We start from the raw sequence: 18,464 nt of genomic DNA on the forward strand, positions 1-18,464 counted from the left end.
TGGTTGAAAACCTATCCAAGAGGATTTTGAAATGGCAGAGATTACTGCAGCGTTGGTTAAAGAACTGCGTGAGCGTACCGGCGAAGGCATGATGGATTGCAAAAAGGCCTTGACCAAGGCCGGCGGCGACATCGAAAAAGCCATTGATGACATGCGTGCTTCCGGCGCCATCAAGGCTGCCAAGAAAGCAGGCAACGTGGCTGCTGAAGGCGCTATCGCTCTGAAAGAAGACGGCAAATCCGCCGTTCTGCTGGAAGTGAACTCCCAGACCGACTTCCTGGCTCTGCAGGACGACTTCAAGGCATTCGTTGCTGCCAGCGTTGAAAAAGCGTTCGCCGAGAAAATGACTGACGCCGCTCCGCTGATCGAAGCTCAAGAAGCTGATCGCCTGGTACTGGTCGGCAAGGTTGGCGAAAACGTCAACATCCGTCGCCTGGTTCGCGTTGAAGGTGATGTGGTTGGTGGTTACCTGCACGGCAACAAGATCGGTGTTGCAGTTGTTCTCAAAGGCGGCGACGTTGAGCTGGCTAAAGACATCGCAATGCACGTTGCTGCAAGCAACCCTGAGTTCCTGCTGCCTTCGGAAGTGTCTGCCGACGCAATCGAACGTGAAAAAGCTGTGTTCCTGAGCCTCAACGCCGACAAGATCGCCGGCAAGCCAGAGAACATCGTTGAAAACATGATCAAAGGCCGCATCAGCAAGTTCCTGGCTGAAGCAAGCCTGGTTGAGCAGGCGTTCGTCAAGAACCCTGAAATCAAGGTTGGCGAACTGGCCAAGAAAGCCGGTGCTGAAATCGTTTCCTTCACCTACTTCAAAGTAGGCGAAGGCATCGAGAAGCCGGTCGACAACTTCGCTGAAGAAGTTGCTGCCCAGCTGGCTGCCGCCAAGCAATAAGACAGTTCCAAACTGTCGCCGAAAGAGGCTGCCCGCTCACGCGCGCAGCCTCTTTTCAAATGGGAAGGCCAATTTTATTTGGTTTCCTCTCGGAACTGGCTTACAAAGCCGTGTTCCGATGGCGCTGTGACAGCGTCCAGCTAGAGTGAACGCAAGCCGTAAAACGGCTCGCCAAGAATTTTTAAAAAATACGCCGCAGGAGAGATTCGCAATGGCTCAGCAGGGCAGTGGTTATCAGGCTCGCTATAAACGCATTCTACTCAAGCTCAGCGGCGAGGCCCTGATGGGCTCGGAAGAGTTCGGGATCGACCCCAAGGTGCTTGACCGCATGGCGCTGGAAGTCGGCCAATTGGTCGGTATCGGCGTGCAGGTCGGCCTGGTGATTGGTGGTGGCAACCTGTTCCGCGGTGCGGCACTCAGTGCTGCCGGTATGGACCGGGTTACCGGCGACCACATGGGCATGCTGGCCACTGTGATGAACGCCCTGGCCATGCGCGACGCCCTGGAGCGCGCCAACATCTCGGCCATCGTGATGTCGGCTATTTCCATGGTTGGCGTGACCGATCACTATGATCGCCGCAAAGCCATGCGCCACCTGAACTCCAAGGAAGTGGTGATCTTTGCCGCCGGCACCGGTAACCCGTTCTTCACCACTGACTCGGCCGCATGCCTGCGTGCTATCGAAATCGATGCCGACGTGGTGCTGAAGGCGACCAAGGTGGATGGCGTATACACTGCAGACCCATTCAAAGACCCGCATGCCGAGAAGTTCGATCATCTGACCTACGATGAAGTACTGGATCGCAAGCTGGGTGTCATGGACCTGACCGCTATCTGCCTGTGCCGCGACCACAAGATGCCGCTGCGCGTATTTAACATGAACAAGCCCGGCGCCCTGCTGAATATCGTACACGGCGGCGCAGAAGGGACTCTGATCGAGGAAGGCCAACAATGATCAACGAAATTAAGAAAGACGCCCAGGCGCGTATGCAGAAATCTCTGGAATCCTTGAGCCACGCCTTTGGCCAGATCCGTACTGGCAAGGCGCACCCAAGCATCCTGGGCAGCGTGATGGTGCCTTACTACGGTTCTGACACCCCGCTGAGTGGTGTGGCCAACGTGACCGTGAAGGATTCGCGTACCCTGCAAGTTGTGGCTTTTGAGCGCAGCATGCTCGCTGCCGTCGACAAAGCTATCCAGAGCGCCGGCCTGAACCTCAACCCGACCAACCTGGGTGAGTTGCTGCTGATCTCCATGCCTGCCCTGACCGAAGAAACCCGCAAGGGCTTCACCAAGCAGGCGCGCAGTGCCGCTGAAGATGCGCGCGTTGCCGTGCGTAACATCCGCCGCGATGCGTTGGGCGACCTGAAGAAGCTGGTCAAGGACAAGGAAATCAGCGAAGACGAAGAGCGCCGTGCCGTCGCTGATATCGACAAGCTGACCAAGGACGCCGAAGCCCAGATCACCAAGGCGACCGAAGAAAAAGAAAAGGACCTGATGGCCGTATAAGGGGTCAGGACGCCTTCATGGAAAAGACCAAGCAGACTGTGCCCTCCGTGGTGCCGCGCCATGTCGCGATCATCATGGATGGGAATAATCGCTGGGCGAAAAAACGCTTTATGCCGGGTGTTGCCGGGCATAAAGCGGGTGTTGACGCGGTAAGGGCGGTGATTGAGGTGTGCGCCGAGGCCAAGGTCGAAGTGCTGACCTTGTTCGCCTTCTCCAGTGAGAACTGGCAGCGGCCCGCCGATGAGGTCAGTGCCTTGATGGACCTGTTCTTCAAGGCCCTGCGTCGTGAGGCCAAGCGCCTCAATGACAACAACATCAGTCTGCGCATCATTGGTGATCGCTCGCGGTTCCATCCGGAACTGCAAACGGCCATGCGCGAAGCCGAGGCCATCACTGCCGGCAGTAACCGTTTTGTGTTGCAGATCGCAGCCAACTACGGCGGCCAGTGGGATATCGCCCAGGCTGCGCAGCGGCTTGCCCGCGAAGTGCAGGCCGGTCATCTGCGCCCGGACGACATCACGCCCGAACTGTTACAAACCTGCCTGGTGACCGGCGACCTGCCGTTGCCGGACTTGTGTATTCGTACCGGTGGCGAGCATCGCATCAGCAATTTCCTGCTGTGGCAGTTGGCCTACACCGAACTGTACTTCTCCGACCTGTTCTGGCCGGACTTCAAACACGATGCCATGCGTAATGCACTGGCCGATTTCGCTTCCCGTCAGCGTCGCTTCGGTAAAACGAGCGAGCAGATCGAAGCTGGAGCCCGGGTTTAAATGCTTAAACAACGAATCATCACGGCGCTGATCCTGCTGCCGATTGCCTTGTGCGGTTTTTTCCTGCTCGACGGTTCCGGCTTTGCGCTGTTCATCGGCCTGGTCGTGACTCTTGGGGCCTGGGAGTGGGCGCGCCTGGCAGGCTTCGTCAACCAATTGCCGCGTGTGGTCTACGCCGCTGTGGTCGCGCTGTTGTTGTTCTTCATGTACATCCTGCCGGACATCGCGCCCTGGGTGCTGGGGGCTGCCGTGTTGTGGTGGGCGCTGGCGACTTTCCTGGTGCTCACCTATCCGCGCACCAGTGGCCAATGGTCCAGCGTGGCCTGCAAGCTGGTGATTGGCCTGGCGATCCTGTTGCCGGCCTGGCAAGGGTTGGTGGAGATCAAGCGTTACCCTCTTGGCAACGAGTTGATCCTGGCGGTGATGGTGTTGGTATGGGGCGCTGACATTGGTGCCTACTTCTCGGGTCGAGCCTTTGGCAAGCGCAAGCTGGCCCCGGCCGTCAGCCCAGGCAAGAGCTGGGAAGGCGTATACGGCGGCCTGGCTTTGACGCTGCTGATCACCCTGGTGGTCGGTGTGGTGCGTGACTGGTCGGTAAAGGAAGTACTCCTGGCCTTGCTGGGGGCGGCTATCGTCGTGTTCATCTCGGTGGTGGGCGACCTTACCGAGAGCATGTTCAAGCGTCAGGCTGGCATCAAGGACAGCAGTAACCTGCTGCCAGGTCATGGCGGTGTGCTTGACCGTATCGACAGCCTCACCGCCGCGCTGCCGATTTTTGCCGTGCTGTTGTGGATGATCGCTTCGTGAGCCGCCTGCAGCAGGTTACGGTGCTGGGCGCGACCGGCTCGGTCGGGCTCAGTACCCTGGACGTCATTGCGCGTCACCCCGATCGCTATCGGGTTTTCGCCCTGACCGGCTTCACGCGTTTGCGCGAGCTGCTGGCCTTGTGCGTGCGACACTCGCCGCGCTTTGCCGTGGTGCCAGAGGCGGCTGCGGCTCGCCGTCTGCAGGATGATCTGCGCGCTGCCGGGCTGGCCACTCAGGTATTGGTCGGCGAGGCAGGGTTGTGCCAGGTCTCGGCCGATGCTGACGTGGATACCGTGGTGGCGGCGATTGTCGGTGCAGCAGGTTTGCGCCCGACCTTGGCGGCGGTCGATGCTGGCAAGAAAATCCTGCTGGCCAATAAAGAAGCCTTGGTCATGTCCGGTGCTCTCTTTATGCAAGCGGTGCGCAAGAGCGGCGCGGTGTTGCTGCCTCTGGACAGCGAGCACAACGCCATCTTCCAGTGCATGCCCGGTGATTTTGCCCGCGGCTTGAGTCAGGTCGGCGTGCGCCGGATTCTGCTGACGGCATCTGGCGGGCCATTCCGCCAGACTCCGTCGGCCGAGCTTGAGCATGTGTCACCCGAGCAGGCGTGTGCTCACCCGAACTGGTCCATGGGGCGCAAAATCTCCGTGGATTCGGCGAGCATGATGAACAAAGGCCTGGAATTGATCGAGGCATGCTGGTTGTTCGATGCGCGGCCTGACCAGGTTGAGGTGGTGATTCACCCACAAAGTGTGATCCATTCCCTGGTCGATTACGTGGATGGTTCGGTGTTGGCGCAGTTGGGTAATCCGGACATGCGCACACCGATCGCCAATGCCTTGGCCTGGCCGGAGCGCATTGATTCGGGCGTGGCGCCGTTGGACTTGTTTGCAATCGCGCGCCTGGACTTCGAAGCCCCGGACGAGCAGCGTTTCCCGTGTTTGCGCCTGGCGCGGCAAGCGGCCGAGGCGGGTAACAGTGCCCCGGCCATGCTTAACGCGGCCAATGAGGTGGCCGTAGCCGCGTTTCTTGAACGGCGCATCCGCTTTCCGCAGATCGCGAGTATCATCGAGGACGTCCTGGCGCTTGAGCCAGTGGTGGCGGTGAATGACCTGGAGGCGGTGTTTGAAGCCGACACCAAGGCCCGAGCCCTGGCTGGGCAATGGTTGGAACGCAATGCGCGTTAAGGTTTGAGTCTTCAGGCATTGGATTGAGATGCGGAGAAATTAGATGAGTGCGCTCTACATGATTGTCGGCACCCTGGTTGCTCTGGGTGTGTTGGTGACCTTCCACGAATTCGGCCACTTCTGGGTCGCGCGTCGTTGCGGCGTCAAGGTATTGCGCTTTTCCGTCGGTTTCGGCATGCCGTTGTTGCGCTGGCATGACCGCCGCGGCACTGAGTTTGTGATTGCTGCTATCCCGTTGGGCGGCTACGTCAAGATGCTCGATGAGCGCGAAGGCGAAGTGCCTGCAGACCAGTTGGACCAATCCTTCAATCGCAAGACCGTTCGTCAGCGTATTGCGATTGTTGCGGCGGGGCCGATTGCCAACTTTCTGTTGGCGATGGTGTTCTTCTGGGTCTTGGCCATGCTGGGCAGCCAGCAGGTGCGCCCGGTCATTGGCGCGGTCGAAGCGGACAGCATCGCGGCCAAGGCTGGCCTGACGGCTGGGCAGGAAATTGTATCCATTGATGGCGAACCCACCACGGGCTGGGGCGCGGTCAACTTGCAGTTGGTGCGTCGCCTGGGCGAGAGCGGCACCGTCAATGTGGTGGTGCGCGACCAGGATTCCAGCGCCGAAACCCCGCGGGCATTGGCGCTGGACCATTGGCTCAAGGGCGCTGATGAGCCCGATCCGATCAAGTCCCTGGGGATCCGCCCTTGGCGTCCGGCCTTGCCGCCGGTGCTGGCCGAGCTCGATCCGAAAGGCCCGGCCCAGGCTGCTGGCCTGAAAACCGGTGATCGCTTGCTGGCCCTCGATGGCCAGGCGCTGGGTGACTGGCAGCAGGTGGTCGACCTGGTGCGTGTACGCCCTGATACCAAAATTGTGCTGAAAGTTGAGCGCGAGGGTGCTCAAATCGACGTCCCCGTGACCTTGTCGGTGCGAGGCGAAGCCAAGGCAGCCGGGGGCTACCTGGGTGCCGGGGTCAAAGGTGTCGAGTGGCCGCCATCGATGGTGCGAGAGGTCAGCTACGGGCCTTTGGCCGCGATTGGCGAGGGTGCGAAACGCACCTGGACCATGAGCGTGCTGACCCTCGAATCCCTCAAGAAAATGTTGTTCGGTGAGCTCTCGGTAAAAAACTTGAGTGGACCGATAACCATTGCTAAAGTGGCGGGCGCTTCTGCCCAGTCGGGTGTCGCGGATTTCCTGAATTTCCTGGCTTATCTGAGTATTAGCCTTGGGGTTCTGAATTTGCTGCCCATTCCAGTATTGGATGGGGGGCATCTGCTGTTTTATCTGGTCGAGTGGGTGCGTGGTCGCCCCTTGTCGGATCGGGTGCAGGGTTGGGGGATACAGATCGGTATCAGTTTGGTGGTCGGGGTGATGTTGTTAGCCCTGGTCAACGATTTGGGACGTCTGTAACGCTTCGCTGAATTGCGAATCTGCCGCATTTTGCGGCAGTTTGTTTATTGCCAGTTGGAATAAGAAAGGACTTCATGAAACGTCTGCTGCTAACTGCGGTTCTCACCGTATTGATGATCGCCGAAGTTCACGCCGAGTCCTTCACCATCTCCGATATTCGCGTCAACGGCCTCCAGCGGGTTTCCGCGGGTAGCGTCTTTGGTGCCTTGCCGTTGAACGTCGGGGAACAGGCGGATGATCGTCGCCTGGTGGAATCCACTCGTGCGCTGTTCAAAACCGGGTTCTTTCAAGATATCCAACTGGGTCGCGAAGGCAACGTCCTGGTCATCACGGTCGTCGAGCGACCTTCCGTCGCGAGTATCGCGATCGAAGGTAACAAGGCCATCTCCACTGAAGACCTGATGAAGGGCCTGAAGCAATCGGGCCTGGCCGAGGGCGAGATCTTCCAGCGCGCGACCCTTGAGGGTGTGCGTAACGAGCTGCAACGCCAGTACGTTGCCCAGGGCCGCTACTCCGCGACCGTGGAAACCGAAGTGATCCCCCAGCCTCGTAACCGTGTGGGCCTGAAGGTCAACATCAACGAAGGCACCGTGGCCGCCATCCAGCACATCAACGTCGTGGGCAACACCAAGTTCCCTGATGAAGACCTGGTCGACCTGTTCGAACTCAAGACCACCAACTGGTTGTCGTTCTTCAAGAACGATGACAAGTACGCCCGTGAAAAACTCTCCGGTGACCTGGAACGCCTGCGCTCCTACTACCTGGACCGTGGCTATATCAACATGGACATCGCTTCGACCCAGGTGTCCATCACCCCGGACAAGAAGCACGTCTACATCACCGTCAACGTCAACGAAGGCGAGAAGTACAAGGTTCGTGACGTCAAGCTCAGTGGCGACCTGAAAGTGCCTGAAGACCAGGTCAAGTCCCTGTTGCTGGTGCAGAAGGACCAGGTGTTCTCGCGCAAGCTGATGACCACCACCTCCGAACTGATCACCCGTCGCCTGGGTAACGAAGGCTATACCTTCGCCAACGTCAACGGCGTGCCGACCCCGAATGATGAAGACCACACCGTGGACATCACCTTCGTCGTCGATCCGGGCAAGCGTGCCTACGTCAACCGCATCAACTTCCGTGGCAACACCAAGTCTGCGGACGAAGTGCTGCGTCGTGAAATGCGTCAGATGGAAGGTGGCTGGGCTTCGACCTACCTGATCGACCAATCCAAGACCCGTCTTGAGCGCCTGGGCTTCTTCAAGGAAGTCAACGTCGAAACCCCGGCCGTACCGGGTGTGGATGACCAGGTTGACGTGAACTACGCCGTTGAAGAACAAGCCTCGGGCTCGATCACCGCCAGCGTCGGTTTCGCCCAGAGCGCCGGTTTGATCCTGGGTGGTTCCATCACGCAGAACAACTTCCTGGGTACCGGTAACCGTGTGTCCATCGGCCTGACCCGCAGCGAATACCAAAGCCGATACAACTTCGGCTACACCGACCCCTACTGGACTGCAGACGGTGTGAGCCTGGGCTACAACGCCTTCTACCGCACCACTGACTACAAAGACCTCGATGTTGACGTTGCAAGCTATGCGATCGACAGCCTGGGTGCCGGTGTCAACGTGGGTTACCCGATCAGCGAGACCTCGCGCCTGACCTTCGGCCTCACCGCCCAGCAGGATGAGATCAAGACCGGTGTGTACACCGTGGACGAAATCTTCGACTTCACCCGTCGTGAAGGCGACAAGTTCCTGAACTTCAAGGCGTCTGCCGGCTGGTCCGAGTCGACCCTGAACAAAGGTGTACTGGCAACCCGCGGCCACTCCCAGAGCCTGACTGCGGAAGTCACCACGCCGGGCAGCGACCTGTCGTTCTTCAAGCTCGACTACCGCGGTCAGTTGTTCCAGCCGTTGAGCGATAACTACACCATGCGCCTGCACACAGAGCTGGGCTATGGCGACGGTTATGGTTCGACCGATGGCTTGCCGTTCTATGAAAACTATTATGCAGGTGGTTTCAACTCGGTACGTGGCTTCAAGGACAGCACCTTGGGTCCGCGTGGTACGCCGAGCCGTGGTGTTGATCGCACTGGTAACCAGGGCACTGTCGCTGACTCGGACAACGACCCGCTGCCATTCGGTGGTAACGTGCTGATCCAGGGTGGTGCGGAGATTCTGTTCCCGCTGCCGTTCGTCAAGGACCAGCGTTCCCTGCGTACTTCGGTCTTCTGGGACGTGGGTAACGTGTTCGACTCCAAGTGCGAACAGATCAAGAACCCAAGTGGCTTGAAGTCCAATACTCAATGCAACGACGTGAGCCTCAGCAACCTGGCAAGCTCCGTGGGCGTGGGTGTGACCTGGGTGACTGCGCTGGGCCCGTTGAGCTTTGCTCTGGCCATGCCGATCAAGAAACCGGATAACGCTGAAACCCAGATTTTCCAATTCTCCCTCGGCCAGACGTTCTAAGCGTCTGACCTAAGATAACGACAACGGATTCTGTAGGAGTACATCGTGCGTAAGTTGACTCAATTGGTCTTGCTGGCCACTGTGCTGGTCACCACCCCGGCCTTCGCCGAAATGAAAATCGCCGTTCTGAACTATCAGATGGCCCTGCTGGAATCCGATGCGGCCAAGCGATACGCCGTGGATGCCGAGAAGAAGTTCGGTCCGCAACTGACCAAGCTCAAGACACTGGAAAGCAGCGCCAAAGGCATCCAGGACCGCCTGGTAGCCGGTGGCGACAAGATGCAGCAAGGCGAGCGCGAGCGTCTGGAGCTTGAATTCAAGCAAAAGGCCCGTGACTACCAGTTCCAATCCAAGGAGCTGAACGAAGCCAAGGCTGTGGCCGACCGCGAAATGCTCAAGCAGCTCAAGCCTAAATTGGACAGCGCTGTGGAAGAAGTCATCAAGAAGGGTGCCTTTGACCTGGTGTTCGAGCGTGGCGCCGTGATCGACGTCAAGCCTCAATACGACATCACCCGCCAGGTGATCGAGCGCATGAACCAGCTGAAGTAAACCATGACAGCGACTATCAAACTCGGCGAGTTGGCCGAGTTCCTGGGGGCCACCTTGCGTGGCTCCAAGGAGAAAGAAATCACTGGGCTAGCCACCTTGCAGGAGGCTGGCCCAGCTCAGTTGAGCTTCCTCGCAAATCCTCAATACCGTAAATACCTGGTCGACTGCCAGGCCGCAGCCGTGTTGCTGAAGGCCGCTGACGCCGAAGGGTTTATCGGGGATGCGCTGGTGGTGGCCGACCCGTACCTGTCGTACGCCAAGGCGTCGCACCTGTTCGATCCCAAGCCGAAGGCGGCCGGCGGTATTCACCCGTCTGCCGTGATCGCCGATGATGCCCAGGTTGACCCGACGGCCAGCATCGGCGCGTTTGCCGTGATCGAGAGTGGAGCGCGTATTGGTGCAGGCGTCACCGTGGGTGCCCACTGTTTCATCGGCGCGCGCTGCGAAATTGGTGCCGATGGCTGGCTGGCTCCTCGCGTAACCCTGTACCACGATGTGCGTATCGGTCAGCGTGTGGTCATCCAGTCGGGCGCCGTGATCGGCGGTGAGGGCTTCGGCTTTGCCAATGCCAAGGGCATCTGGCACAAGATCGCCCAAGTCGGTGGCGTATTGATCGGCGATGATGTGGAGATCGGCGTGAACACTGCTGTGGATCGCGGGGCCCTGGCCGATACCGTGATCGGTAACGGTGTGAAGCTCGATAACCAGATCCAGATCGCCCACAACGTGCAGATTGGCGATCACACCGCCATGGCCGCCTGCGTGGGGATTTCCGGCAGCACCAAGATCGGCAAGCATTGCATGCTCGCCGGTGGCGTAGGGCTGGTGGGGCATATCGATATTTGCGACAACGTCTTCATCACCGGCATGACCATGGTGACCCACTCGATCACAGAGCCAGGGGCCTATTCGTCCGGTACCGCGATGCAACCTGCGGCCGAATGGCGCAAGAGTGCCGCGCGTTTGAGGAAGATCGACGACATGGCACGACGTATCAAACAGCTTGAAAAGCGTGTCGGGGACGTGACCCCCGGCGGTAATGCTTCATCAGAAGGCTGATACCATTTCCATATCAAGTGTGCGCAGCCGCTAGACGGCCTCCTTGATTTGCTAGCGGGGCGTGCGCCTGGTGCGCCCGCCCCCAATCTTTATTACAGGCTTCCCCCCGAAATGATGGACATCAACGAGATTCGCGAATACCTGCCTCACCGTTACCCGTTCCTGCTGGTGGACCGCGTAGTGGACCTCAACGTCGAGGAAAAGCGCATTCGTGCCTACAAGAATGTCAGCATCAACGAACCATTCTTCAACGGTCACTTTCCTGCGCATCCAATCATGCCGGGTGTGTTGATCATCGAAGCCATGGCCCAGGCTGCCGGTATCCTTGGTTTCAAAATGCTCGACCTCAAGCCTGCCGACGGCACGCTTTACTATTTCGTGGGTTCCGACAAGCTGCGTTTTCGCAACCCGGTCACCCCGGGTGACCAGTTGATCCTGGAAGCCAAGTTCATCAGTTGCAAGCGCCAGATCTGGAAGTTCGAATGCCAGGCCTCGGTAGATGGCAAGCCGGTGTGCTCTGCCGAGATCATCTGTGCGGAACGCAAACTATGAGTTTGATTGACCCTCGCGCAATCATCGATCCGTCGGCCGTACTGGCCGCCGACGTTGAGGTCGGCCCTTGGTCGATCGTCGGCGCAGGTGTGGAAATCGGCGAGGGGACTGTCATCGGGCCACACGTGATCCTTAAAGGTCCGACCCGTATTGGCAAACACAATCGTATCTACCAGTTCTCCTCGGTAGGCGAAGACACCCCGGACATGAAGTACAAGGGTGAAGAAACACGCCTGGTCATCGGTGACCACAACATCATTCGTGAAGGCGTCACCATTCACCGCGGCACCGTGCAGGATCGCGCTGAAACCACCTTGGGTGATCACAACCTAGTCATGGCCTATGCGCACATCGGCCATGACAGTGTGATCGGCAACCATTGCATCCTGGTCAACAACACTGCGTTGGCAGGCCATGTGCACGTTGATGACTGGGCGATCCTCTCCGGTTTTACCCTGGTGCATCAGTATTGCCATATCGGCGCCCACAGCTTTTCCGGCATGGGCACCGCCATCGGCAAGGATGTCCCGGCGTTCGTGACGGTATTCGGCAACCCTGCCGAAGCCCGTAGCATGAATTTTGAAGGCATGCGTCGTCGCGGTTTCAGTGAAGAGGCCATCCACGCCTTGCGCCGTGCCTACAAGACGGTTTACCGCCAAGGGTTGACCGTCGAACAGGCCCTGACCGAACTGGCCGAGCCGGCTACGCAGTTCCCGGAAGTCGCGGTGTTCCGTGACTCTATCCAAACCTCGACTCGCGGCATCACCCGCTGATCATGGCCACTTTGCGTATTGCGCTCGTGGCCGGTGAAGCTTCCGGCGATATCCTGGGTGCTGGCTTGATGCGGGCGCTCAAGGCCCAGCATCCGGCGGTGGAATTTATCGGCGTCGGTGGCCCGTTGATGCAGGCCGAAGGCCTGACCTCCTACTTCCCCATGGAGCGCCTGTCAGTCATGGGGCTGGTGGAAGTCTTGGGGCGCCTGCGTGAGCTGCTGGCTCGCCGCAAGCTGCTGATCAAGACGCTGATCGAAGAAAAGCCTGACGTCTTTATCGGCATCGATGCGCCGGATTTCACGCTCAATATCGAACTCAAGTTGCGCCAGGCCGGGATCAAGACCGTGCACTACGTCAGCCCATCCGTGTGGGCGTGGCGCCAGAAGCGCGTGTTGAAAATCCGCGAAGGCTGCGACCTGATGTTGACCTTGCTGCCATTCGAAGCCCGGTTCTACGAAGAGAAGGGCGTGCCGGTGCGCTTTGTCGGCCACACCCTGGCTGACGCCATTCCCTTGCAAGCTGATCGTACGGCTGCACGTGCCGAGCTGGGCTTGCCCGATGGCCCCTTGGTTGCGTTGATGCCAGGGAGCCGTGGCGGCGAGGTAGGACGTTTGGGAGCGCTGTTTTTTGATGCCGCCGAACGTCTCCAGGCGCAAAAGCCGGGAATCCGCTTTGTGCTGCCTTGCGCCAGCCCACAACGCCGTGCGCAGATCGAAACGCTGCTGGAAGGTCGCAACCTGCCGTTGACCCTGCTCGATGGCCAGTCCCACCTGGCCCTGGCAGCCTGCGATGCGGTGTTGATCGCCTCGGGCACCGCCACGCTTGAGGCCTTGCTGTACAAGCGCCCGATGGTCGTCGCCTATCGCCTGGCGCCACTGACCTTCTGGATCCTCAAGCGCATGGTCAAGAGCCCTTACATTTCCTTGCCCAACCTGCTGGCCCAGCGCCTGCTGGTGCCGGAGTTGTTGCAGGACGATGCAACGCCCGAAGCGCTTGCAAAAACCCTACTACCCTTGATTGACGGCGGCGAAGAGCAGACCCGTGGTTTCGACGACATCCACCGCACGTTGCGCCGTGATGCCTCGAACCAGGCGGCCGATGCCGTGCTGACCTTGATCGGCCATAAACAGGAAGCCTTATGACCACGCAAATGGGCCTGGATTTCAGCCTCGTCGCCCAAGCCCACGAGTTGGTGGCAGGTGTTGACGAAGTAGGGCGCGGCCCGTTGTGTGGCGCAGTGGTCACGGCGGCGGTGATCCTTGATCCGAACCGCCCGATCCTGGGGCTCAACGATTCGAAGAAGCTCACCGAAGCCCGTCGTGAAAAGCTCTATGACGAGATCTGTGAAAAAGCCCTGAGCTGGCATATCGCCCGGGCTGAAGTCGAAGAGATCGACGAGCTGAATATCCTGCACGCCACCATGCTGGCGATGCAGCGCGCTGTGGAAGGGCTGCACATCACCCCGAAAATGGCGATGATCGACGGCAACCGCTGCCCCAAGCTGACGATGCCGTCCGAAGCGGTGGTCAAGGGCGATAGCAAGGTTCCCGCCATTGCCGCTGCCTCGATCCTGGCCAAGGTCAGCCGTGACCGTGAGATGGCCGCGTTCGAATTGATCTACCCCGGCTACGGCATTGGTGGCCATAAAGGCTACCCGACGCCCGTTCATCTGGAAGCCCTGGCTCGGCTCGGCCCCACCCCGATCCATCGCCGCTCGTTTGCCCCGGTACGCCAGGCTTATGAGGCCCGTGAAAGTCTGATCGAGGTTTAGCAGCAAGGCTGATGTTTTTACCCAGGCCCGGTACAATCCGGGCCTTGTTGTTTTCATGTATCAAGACAGGATCACTATGCCGGCTTCATTCGTTCATCTGCGCCTGCACACTGAGTACTCCCTGGTCGACGGCCTGGTACGGATCAAACCGCTGGTCAAAACCCTGGTGGGCATGAACATGCCTGCGGTCGCGGTTACCGACCAGAACAACATGTGTTCCCTGGTCAAGTTCTACAAGAACGCCATGGGCGCCGGCATCAAGCCGATCTGCGGCGCCGATCTGTGGCTGTCCAACAAAGACCCGGATAACCCCCTGAGCCGCATCAGCCTGCTGGCGATGAACGGCGTGGGTTACCGCAACCTCACCGAACTGATTTCCCGTGGCTTTATCGATGGCCAGCGCAACGGCTCGATCATCATCGAGCGCGAGTGGGTGGCCGAAGCCAGCGAAGGCCTGATCATGCTCTCGGCGGCCAAAGAGGGTGAAATCGGTATCGCGCTGCTGGGCGGCAACCCCCAGGAAGCCGAGGTGCTGGCGCGCGAGTGGATGCAGGTATTCCCGGGCCGTTTCTACCTGGAAGTGCAGCGCACCAATCGCCCCAACGATGAAGAGCATTTGCACGCCGCTGTAGCCCTGGCCGATAAGCTGGGTGCGCCGCTGGTGGCGACCAACGATGTGCGCTTTATCAAGAAAGAAGATTTCGAAGCCCACGAAACCCGCGTGTGCATCGGCGAGGGCCGGGCCCTGGATGACCCGCGCCGCTCGAAGAACTACAGCGAAGAGCAATACCTCAAAAGCGCCGATGAAATGGCGGAGTTGTTCAGCGATTTGCCCGAGGCCCTTGAGAACTCCGTCGAGATCGCCAAGCGCTGCAACATTGAAGTAAAGCTGGGCAAGCACTTCCTGCCCAACTTCCCGATTCCCGATGGCATGACCATCGACGAATACTTTCGCAAAGTGTCGTTCGATGGCCTGGAAGAACGCCTCAGCGTCCTGCTGCCCAAGGACACCACCGAAGACTACGAAGCCAAGCGCCAGGTGTATGTCGACCGGTTGAATTTCGAGCTGGATATCATCATCCAGATGGGATTTCCTGGTTACTTCCTGATCGTGATGGACTTTATCCAGTGGGCCAAAAACAACGGCGTACCGGTAGGTCCGGGCCGGGGGTCAGGTGCTGGCTCGCTGGTGGCCTATGTACAGAAGATCACCGACCTTGACCCGCTGGAATATGACCTGCTGTTCGAACGGTTCCTGAACCCGGAACGGGTTTCCATGCCCGACTTCGACGTCGACTTCTGCATGGATGGCCGTGACCGCGTGATTGAATACGTGGCCGAAAAATATGGCCGCAACGCGGTAAGCCAGATCATCACCTTCGGTTCCATGGCCGCCAAAGCGGTAATCCGCGACGTAGCGCGGGTGCAGGGCAAGTCCTACGGTTTGGCCGACCGCCTGTCGAAGATGATCCCGTTCGAAGTCGGCATGACCCTGGAAAAAGCCTACGAGCAGGAAGAAATCCTGCGCGACTTTATCAAGGTCGATGAAGAAGCCGCTGAAATCTGGGACATGGCGCGTAAGCTCGAAGGTGTGGTGCGTAACGTCGGTAAACACGCGGGCGGTGTGGTTATCGCGCCGACCAAGCTCACCGACTTTTCGCCGATCTATTGCGATGAAGAAGGCGACGGCCTGGTCACCCAGTTCGACAAGGACGACGTGGAGGCGGCCGGCCTGGTGAAGTTCGACTTCCTCGGCCTGCGCACCCTGACGATCATCGACTGGGCGCTCAAGACCATCAACCGCGACCGTGCCAAGATCGGCGAAGAACCGCTGGATATCGCGTTTATCCCGCTGGACGACAAACCGACCTACAGCCTGCTGCAAAAAGCCGAAACCACCGCGGTGTTCCAGCTTGAATCCCGGGGCATGAAAGAGCTGATCAAAAAGCTCAAGCCCGACTGCCTGGAAGACTTGATCGCACTGGTGGCCCTGTTCCGTCCGGGCCCGCTGCAATCGGGCATGGTGGATGACTTCATCAACCGTAAACACGGCCGGGCCGAGCTGGCTTACCCGCACTCCGACTACCAGTACGAGGGCCTCAAGCCCGTACTGGCGCCGACCTACGGCATCATCCTGTACCAGGAACAGGTGATGCAGATCGCCCAGGTGATGGCCGGCTACACCCTCGGCGGTGCGGACATGCTGCGCCGCGCCATGGGTAAGAAAAAGCCCGAGGAAATGGCCAAGCAGCGCGGCGGTTTCATTGAAGGCTGCGCGACTAACAACATCGATGCCGACCTGGCCGGTAACATCTTCGACCTGGTAGAAAAATTCGCCGGTTATGGCTTCAACAAATCCCACTCCGCCGCCTACGGCCTGGTGTCGTACCAGACCGCCTGGCTGAAAGCCCATTACCCGGCGCCGTTCATGGCGGCGGTACTCTCGGCGGATATGCACAACACCGACAAGGTCGTGACCTTGATCGAGGAAGTGCGCACCATGAAGCTGCGCCTCGATGCGCCGGACGTGAACGCTTCGGAGTTCAAGTTCACGGTGAACGACGAAGGCCGCATCATCTATGGCCTCGGCGCGATCAAGGGCGTGGGCGAAGGCCCGGTGGAGGCCATTACCGAGGCGCGTCAGGACGGGCCGTTCAAAGACCTGTTCGATTTCTGTGCGCGGGTGGACCTCAAGCGCATCAACAAGCGTACCCTCGATGGCCTGATCCGCAGCGGCGCACTCGACCGTCTTGGCCCGTACTTCCATGATGAGCCGAAGGCTTACCAGGCCAATATCGACCGCAACCGTGCGGTGCTGCTGACCGCCATGGAAGAGGCGATCAAGGCTGCCGAACAGACTGCCCGTACCCATGACAGCGGCCACGCCGACCTGTTTGGCGGGCTGTTCGTCGAAGAAGATGCCGATGTCTACGCCAACCATCGCAAGGCCAAGGAGCTGACGCTCAAGGAACGCCTGAAAGGTGAGAAAGACACCTTGGGCCTGTACCTTACCGGTCACCCGATTGACGAGTACGAAGGCGAAATCCGCCGTTTCGCCCGTCAGCGCATCATCGACCTGAAACCGGCGCGGGATACCCAGACCGTCGCCGGCATGATCATCGCCCTGCGGGTGATGAAAAATAAGAAGGGCGACAAGATGGGCTTCATCACCCTTGATGATCGCTCGGGCCGCATCGAAGCGTCATTGTTTGCCGACGCGTTCCACTCCGCCCAGTCACTGCTGCAGACCGACGCCATGGTGGTGGTGGAAGGGGAGGTCAGCAATGACGACTTCTCCGGTGGCCTGCGCCTGCGTATCAAGCGGGTGATGAGCATGGAAGATGCCCGTACCAACCTGGCCGAGAGCCTGCGCCTGAAGGTCAAGACCGAAGCGCTTAAAGGCGATCAGCTACGCTGGTTGGGGGACTTGCTCAAACGCCACCGTGGCGCATGCCCGGTGACCATGGAATACACGGGCAGCGATGCCAAGGCCATGTTGCAGTTTGGCGAGACGTGGCGAATTGATCCCGCTGATGGCTTGATTCAAGCTTTGCGTGACCAGTTCGGGCGAGACAACGTCTTCCTCCAATACCGTTGACGGTCAGATGAGTCTGATCTCGACTAAACATTTAATCTCGACCTAAACGCGCCTCTCCCTTAAGGTAGGGCGCGAATAGACAACCGGCTGGCCAGGCACCCCTTGGCCGTCGACCCAAGACGGACGCTTATGAACCCGAATTTTCTTGATTTCGAACAGCCGATCGCTGACCTGCAAGCCAAGATCGAAGAGCTGCGCCTGGTCGGCAATGACAATTCGCTGAATATCGGCGATGAGATCGCTCGCCTGCAAGACAAGAGCAGCACGCTCACCGAAGACATCTTCGGCAAGCTGACCAGCTGGCAGATCGCGCGCCTGGCTCGCCACCCTCGCCGTCCTTACACCCTGGACTACATCGAGCACATCTTCACCGAGTTCGATGAGTTGCACGGCGACCGTCACTTCTCCGACGACGCGGCTATTGTGGGCGGCATCGCTCGCCTGGACGACCAGCCGGTGATGGTGATCGGTCACCAGAAAGGCCGTGAAGTGCGCGAGAAAGTACGCCGCAACTTCGGCATGCCGCGCCCGGAAGGCTACCGCAAGGCGTGCCGCCTGATGGAAATGGCCGAGCGCTTCAAGATGCCGATCCTGACCTTCATCGACACGCCAGGTGCCTACCCGGGTATCGACGCCGAAGAGCGCAACCAGAGCGAAGCGATTGCCTGGAACCTGCGCGTCATGGCCCGCCTGAAAACCCCGATCATCGCCACCGTGATCGGTGAAGGTGGTTCTGGCGGTGCGCTGGCCATTGGTGTCTGCGACCAACTGAACATGTTGCAGTACTCGACCTACGCAGTGATCTCGCCGGAAGGTTGTGCCTCGATCCTGTGGAAAACCGCCGAAAAGGCGCCGGACGCTGCCGAAGCCATGGGCATCACCGCCGATCGCCTCAAAGGCCTGGGTATCGTCGACAAGGTTATCGCCGAGCCACTGGGCGGCGCCCACCGTGACCCGGCTGCCGCCGCTGCGACCATCCGTGCCGAGTTGGGTTCGCAACTGGCGATGCTCAAGAAGCTGGATAACGAAGCGCTGCTGGCTCGTCGTTATGAGCGCCTGATGAGCTACGGCCTCTAAGCCGACGCTGTACCCAATGTGGGAGCCGGCTTGTGTGGGAGCTGGCTTGCCTGCGA

At 59.4% G+C, this 18,464-nt stretch carries 16 protein-coding genes; all 16 read left to right on the forward strand.

Translation table 11 applies throughout. The features are described 5' to 3' along the window. Nucleotides 1-31: 31 nt before the first annotated feature. The 16 genes from tsf (at nucleotide 32) to E1K68_RS07225 (ending at nucleotide 18,408) form a co-directional block, all read left to right on the forward strand. Entirely contained in the window at nucleotides 32-895 is an 864-nt protein-coding gene (gene tsf / locus E1K68_RS07150; protein WP_003189160.1) for a translation elongation factor Ts, read from the forward strand. A gap of 211 nt (nucleotides 896-1,106) precedes the next feature. Beyond that, nucleotides 1,107-1,850, forward strand: a complete 744-nt coding sequence (gene pyrH / locus E1K68_RS07155) for a UMP kinase (protein ID WP_003189161.1) — start codon at nucleotides 1,107-1,109, stop codon at nucleotides 1,848-1,850. Beyond that, nucleotides 1,847-2,404, forward strand: a complete 558-nt coding sequence (frr, locus tag E1K68_RS07160; RefSeq protein ID WP_212613909.1) for a ribosome recycling factor — start codon at nucleotides 1,847-1,849, stop codon at nucleotides 2,402-2,404. The genes pyrH and frr overlap by 4 nt, the downstream gene beginning before the upstream one ends. Nucleotides 2,405-2,421: 17 nt before the next feature. Further along, the gene (uppS, locus tag E1K68_RS07165) at nucleotides 2,422-3,177 is read left to right on the forward strand and encodes a polyprenyl diphosphate synthase (RefSeq protein WP_003189167.1); all 756 of its coding nucleotides are present in this window, start codon (nucleotides 2,422-2,424) and stop codon (nucleotides 3,175-3,177) included. Then, entirely contained in the window at nucleotides 3,178-3,984 is an 807-nt protein-coding gene (locus tag E1K68_RS07170; RefSeq protein WP_003189168.1) for a phosphatidate cytidylyltransferase, read from the forward strand. Beyond that, complete coding sequence (gene ispC / locus E1K68_RS07175) at nucleotides 3,981-5,171, forward strand: 1-deoxy-D-xylulose-5-phosphate reductoisomerase (protein WP_212613910.1); 1,191 nt, start codon at nucleotides 3,981-3,983, stop codon at nucleotides 5,169-5,171. Before E1K68_RS07170 ends, ispC begins: the two co-directional genes overlap by 4 nt. Nucleotides 5,172-5,214: 43 nt before the next feature. After that, the gene (gene rseP, locus E1K68_RS07180) at nucleotides 5,215-6,567 is read left to right on the forward strand and encodes a sigma E protease regulator RseP (RefSeq protein ID WP_003189170.1); all 1,353 of its coding nucleotides are present in this window, start codon (nucleotides 5,215-5,217) and stop codon (nucleotides 6,565-6,567) included. A gap of 74 nt (nucleotides 6,568-6,641) precedes the next feature. Next, a complete protein-coding gene (gene bamA, locus E1K68_RS07185; protein WP_014717234.1) occupies nucleotides 6,642-9,029 on the forward strand; it encodes an outer membrane protein assembly factor BamA in 2,388 nt (795 codons plus the stop codon). A 45-nt stretch (nucleotides 9,030-9,074) separates the two neighbouring features. Beyond that, the gene (locus E1K68_RS07190) at nucleotides 9,075-9,578 is read left to right on the forward strand and encodes an OmpH family outer membrane protein (protein ID WP_003189173.1); all 504 of its coding nucleotides are present in this window, start codon (nucleotides 9,075-9,077) and stop codon (nucleotides 9,576-9,578) included. A 3-nt stretch (nucleotides 9,579-9,581) separates the two neighbouring features. Then, a complete protein-coding gene (lpxD, locus tag E1K68_RS07195) occupies nucleotides 9,582-10,637 on the forward strand; it encodes a UDP-3-O-(3-hydroxymyristoyl)glucosamine N-acyltransferase (protein ID WP_212613911.1) in 1,056 nt (351 codons plus the stop codon). A gap of 111 nt (nucleotides 10,638-10,748) precedes the next feature. Beyond that, nucleotides 10,749-11,189, forward strand: coding sequence for a 3-hydroxyacyl-ACP dehydratase FabZ (gene fabZ, locus E1K68_RS07200; protein WP_003172281.1), 441 nt, complete (start codon nucleotides 10,749-10,751; stop codon nucleotides 11,187-11,189). Continuing rightward, on the forward strand, nucleotides 11,186-11,962 hold the full coding sequence (gene lpxA / locus E1K68_RS07205) for an acyl-ACP--UDP-N-acetylglucosamine O-acyltransferase (RefSeq protein ID WP_003189175.1): 777 nt from the start codon (nucleotides 11,186-11,188) through the stop codon (nucleotides 11,960-11,962). Before fabZ ends, lpxA begins: the two co-directional genes overlap by 4 nt. 2 nt (nucleotides 11,963-11,964) lie before the next feature. Continuing rightward, nucleotides 11,965-13,104: a lipid-A-disaccharide synthase gene (lpxB, locus tag E1K68_RS07210; protein WP_003189177.1), complete on the forward strand. Its 1,140-nt coding sequence runs from the start codon at nucleotides 11,965-11,967 to the stop codon at nucleotides 13,102-13,104. Beyond that, nucleotides 13,101-13,733 carry a ribonuclease HII gene (gene rnhB, locus E1K68_RS07215; RefSeq protein ID WP_032900444.1) on the forward strand — a complete coding sequence of 211 codons (633 nt, stop codon included), beginning with the start codon at nucleotides 13,101-13,103 and terminating at the stop codon, nucleotides 13,731-13,733. Before lpxB ends, rnhB begins: the two co-directional genes overlap by 4 nt. 76 nt (nucleotides 13,734-13,809) lie before the next feature. Next, entirely contained in the window at nucleotides 13,810-17,331 is a 3,522-nt protein-coding gene (gene dnaE / locus E1K68_RS07220) for a DNA polymerase III subunit alpha (protein WP_212613912.1), read from the forward strand. A gap of 129 nt (nucleotides 17,332-17,460) precedes the next feature. After that, entirely contained in the window at nucleotides 17,461-18,408 is a 948-nt protein-coding gene (locus E1K68_RS07225; protein ID WP_003189182.1) for an acetyl-CoA carboxylase carboxyltransferase subunit alpha, read from the forward strand. Nucleotides 18,409-18,464: the final 56 nt, after the last annotated feature.

The organism is Pseudomonas sp. B2021 (assembly GCF_018135665.1).
Taxonomy (GTDB): Bacteria; Pseudomonadota; Gammaproteobacteria; order Pseudomonadales; family Pseudomonadaceae; genus Aquipseudomonas; species Aquipseudomonas lactis.

Coding starts and splice junctions, on each gene's coding strand:
- frr (WP_212613909.1), top strand. CDS start 1,847: ATGATCAACGAAATTAAGAAAGACGCCCAGGCGCGTATGCAGAAATCT.
- uppS (WP_003189167.1), top strand. CDS start 2,422: ATGGAAAAGACCAAGCAGACTGTGCCCTCCGTGGTGCCGCGCCATGTC.
- lpxD (WP_212613911.1), top strand. CDS start 9,582: ATGACAGCGACTATCAAACTCGGCGAGTTGGCCGAGTTCCTGGGGGCC.
- tsf (WP_003189160.1), top strand. CDS start 32: ATGGCAGAGATTACTGCAGCGTTGGTTAAAGAACTGCGTGAGCGTACC.
- rseP (WP_003189170.1), top strand. CDS start 5,215: ATGAGTGCGCTCTACATGATTGTCGGCACCCTGGTTGCTCTGGGTGTG.
- bamA (WP_014717234.1), top strand. CDS start 6,642: ATGAAACGTCTGCTGCTAACTGCGGTTCTCACCGTATTGATGATCGCC.
- rnhB (WP_032900444.1), top strand. CDS start 13,101: ATGACCACGCAAATGGGCCTGGATTTCAGCCTCGTCGCCCAAGCCCAC.
- lpxB (WP_003189177.1), top strand. CDS start 11,965: ATGGCCACTTTGCGTATTGCGCTCGTGGCCGGTGAAGCTTCCGGCGAT.
- dnaE (WP_212613912.1), top strand. CDS start 13,810: ATGCCGGCTTCATTCGTTCATCTGCGCCTGCACACTGAGTACTCCCTG.
- pyrH (WP_003189161.1), top strand. CDS start 1,107: ATGGCTCAGCAGGGCAGTGGTTATCAGGCTCGCTATAAACGCATTCTA.
- E1K68_RS07225 (WP_003189182.1), top strand. CDS start 17,461: ATGAACCCGAATTTTCTTGATTTCGAACAGCCGATCGCTGACCTGCAA.
- lpxA (WP_003189175.1), top strand. CDS start 11,186: ATGAGTTTGATTGACCCTCGCGCAATCATCGATCCGTCGGCCGTACTG.
- E1K68_RS07170 (WP_003189168.1), top strand. CDS start 3,178: ATGCTTAAACAACGAATCATCACGGCGCTGATCCTGCTGCCGATTGCC.
- fabZ (WP_003172281.1), top strand. CDS start 10,749: ATGATGGACATCAACGAGATTCGCGAATACCTGCCTCACCGTTACCCG.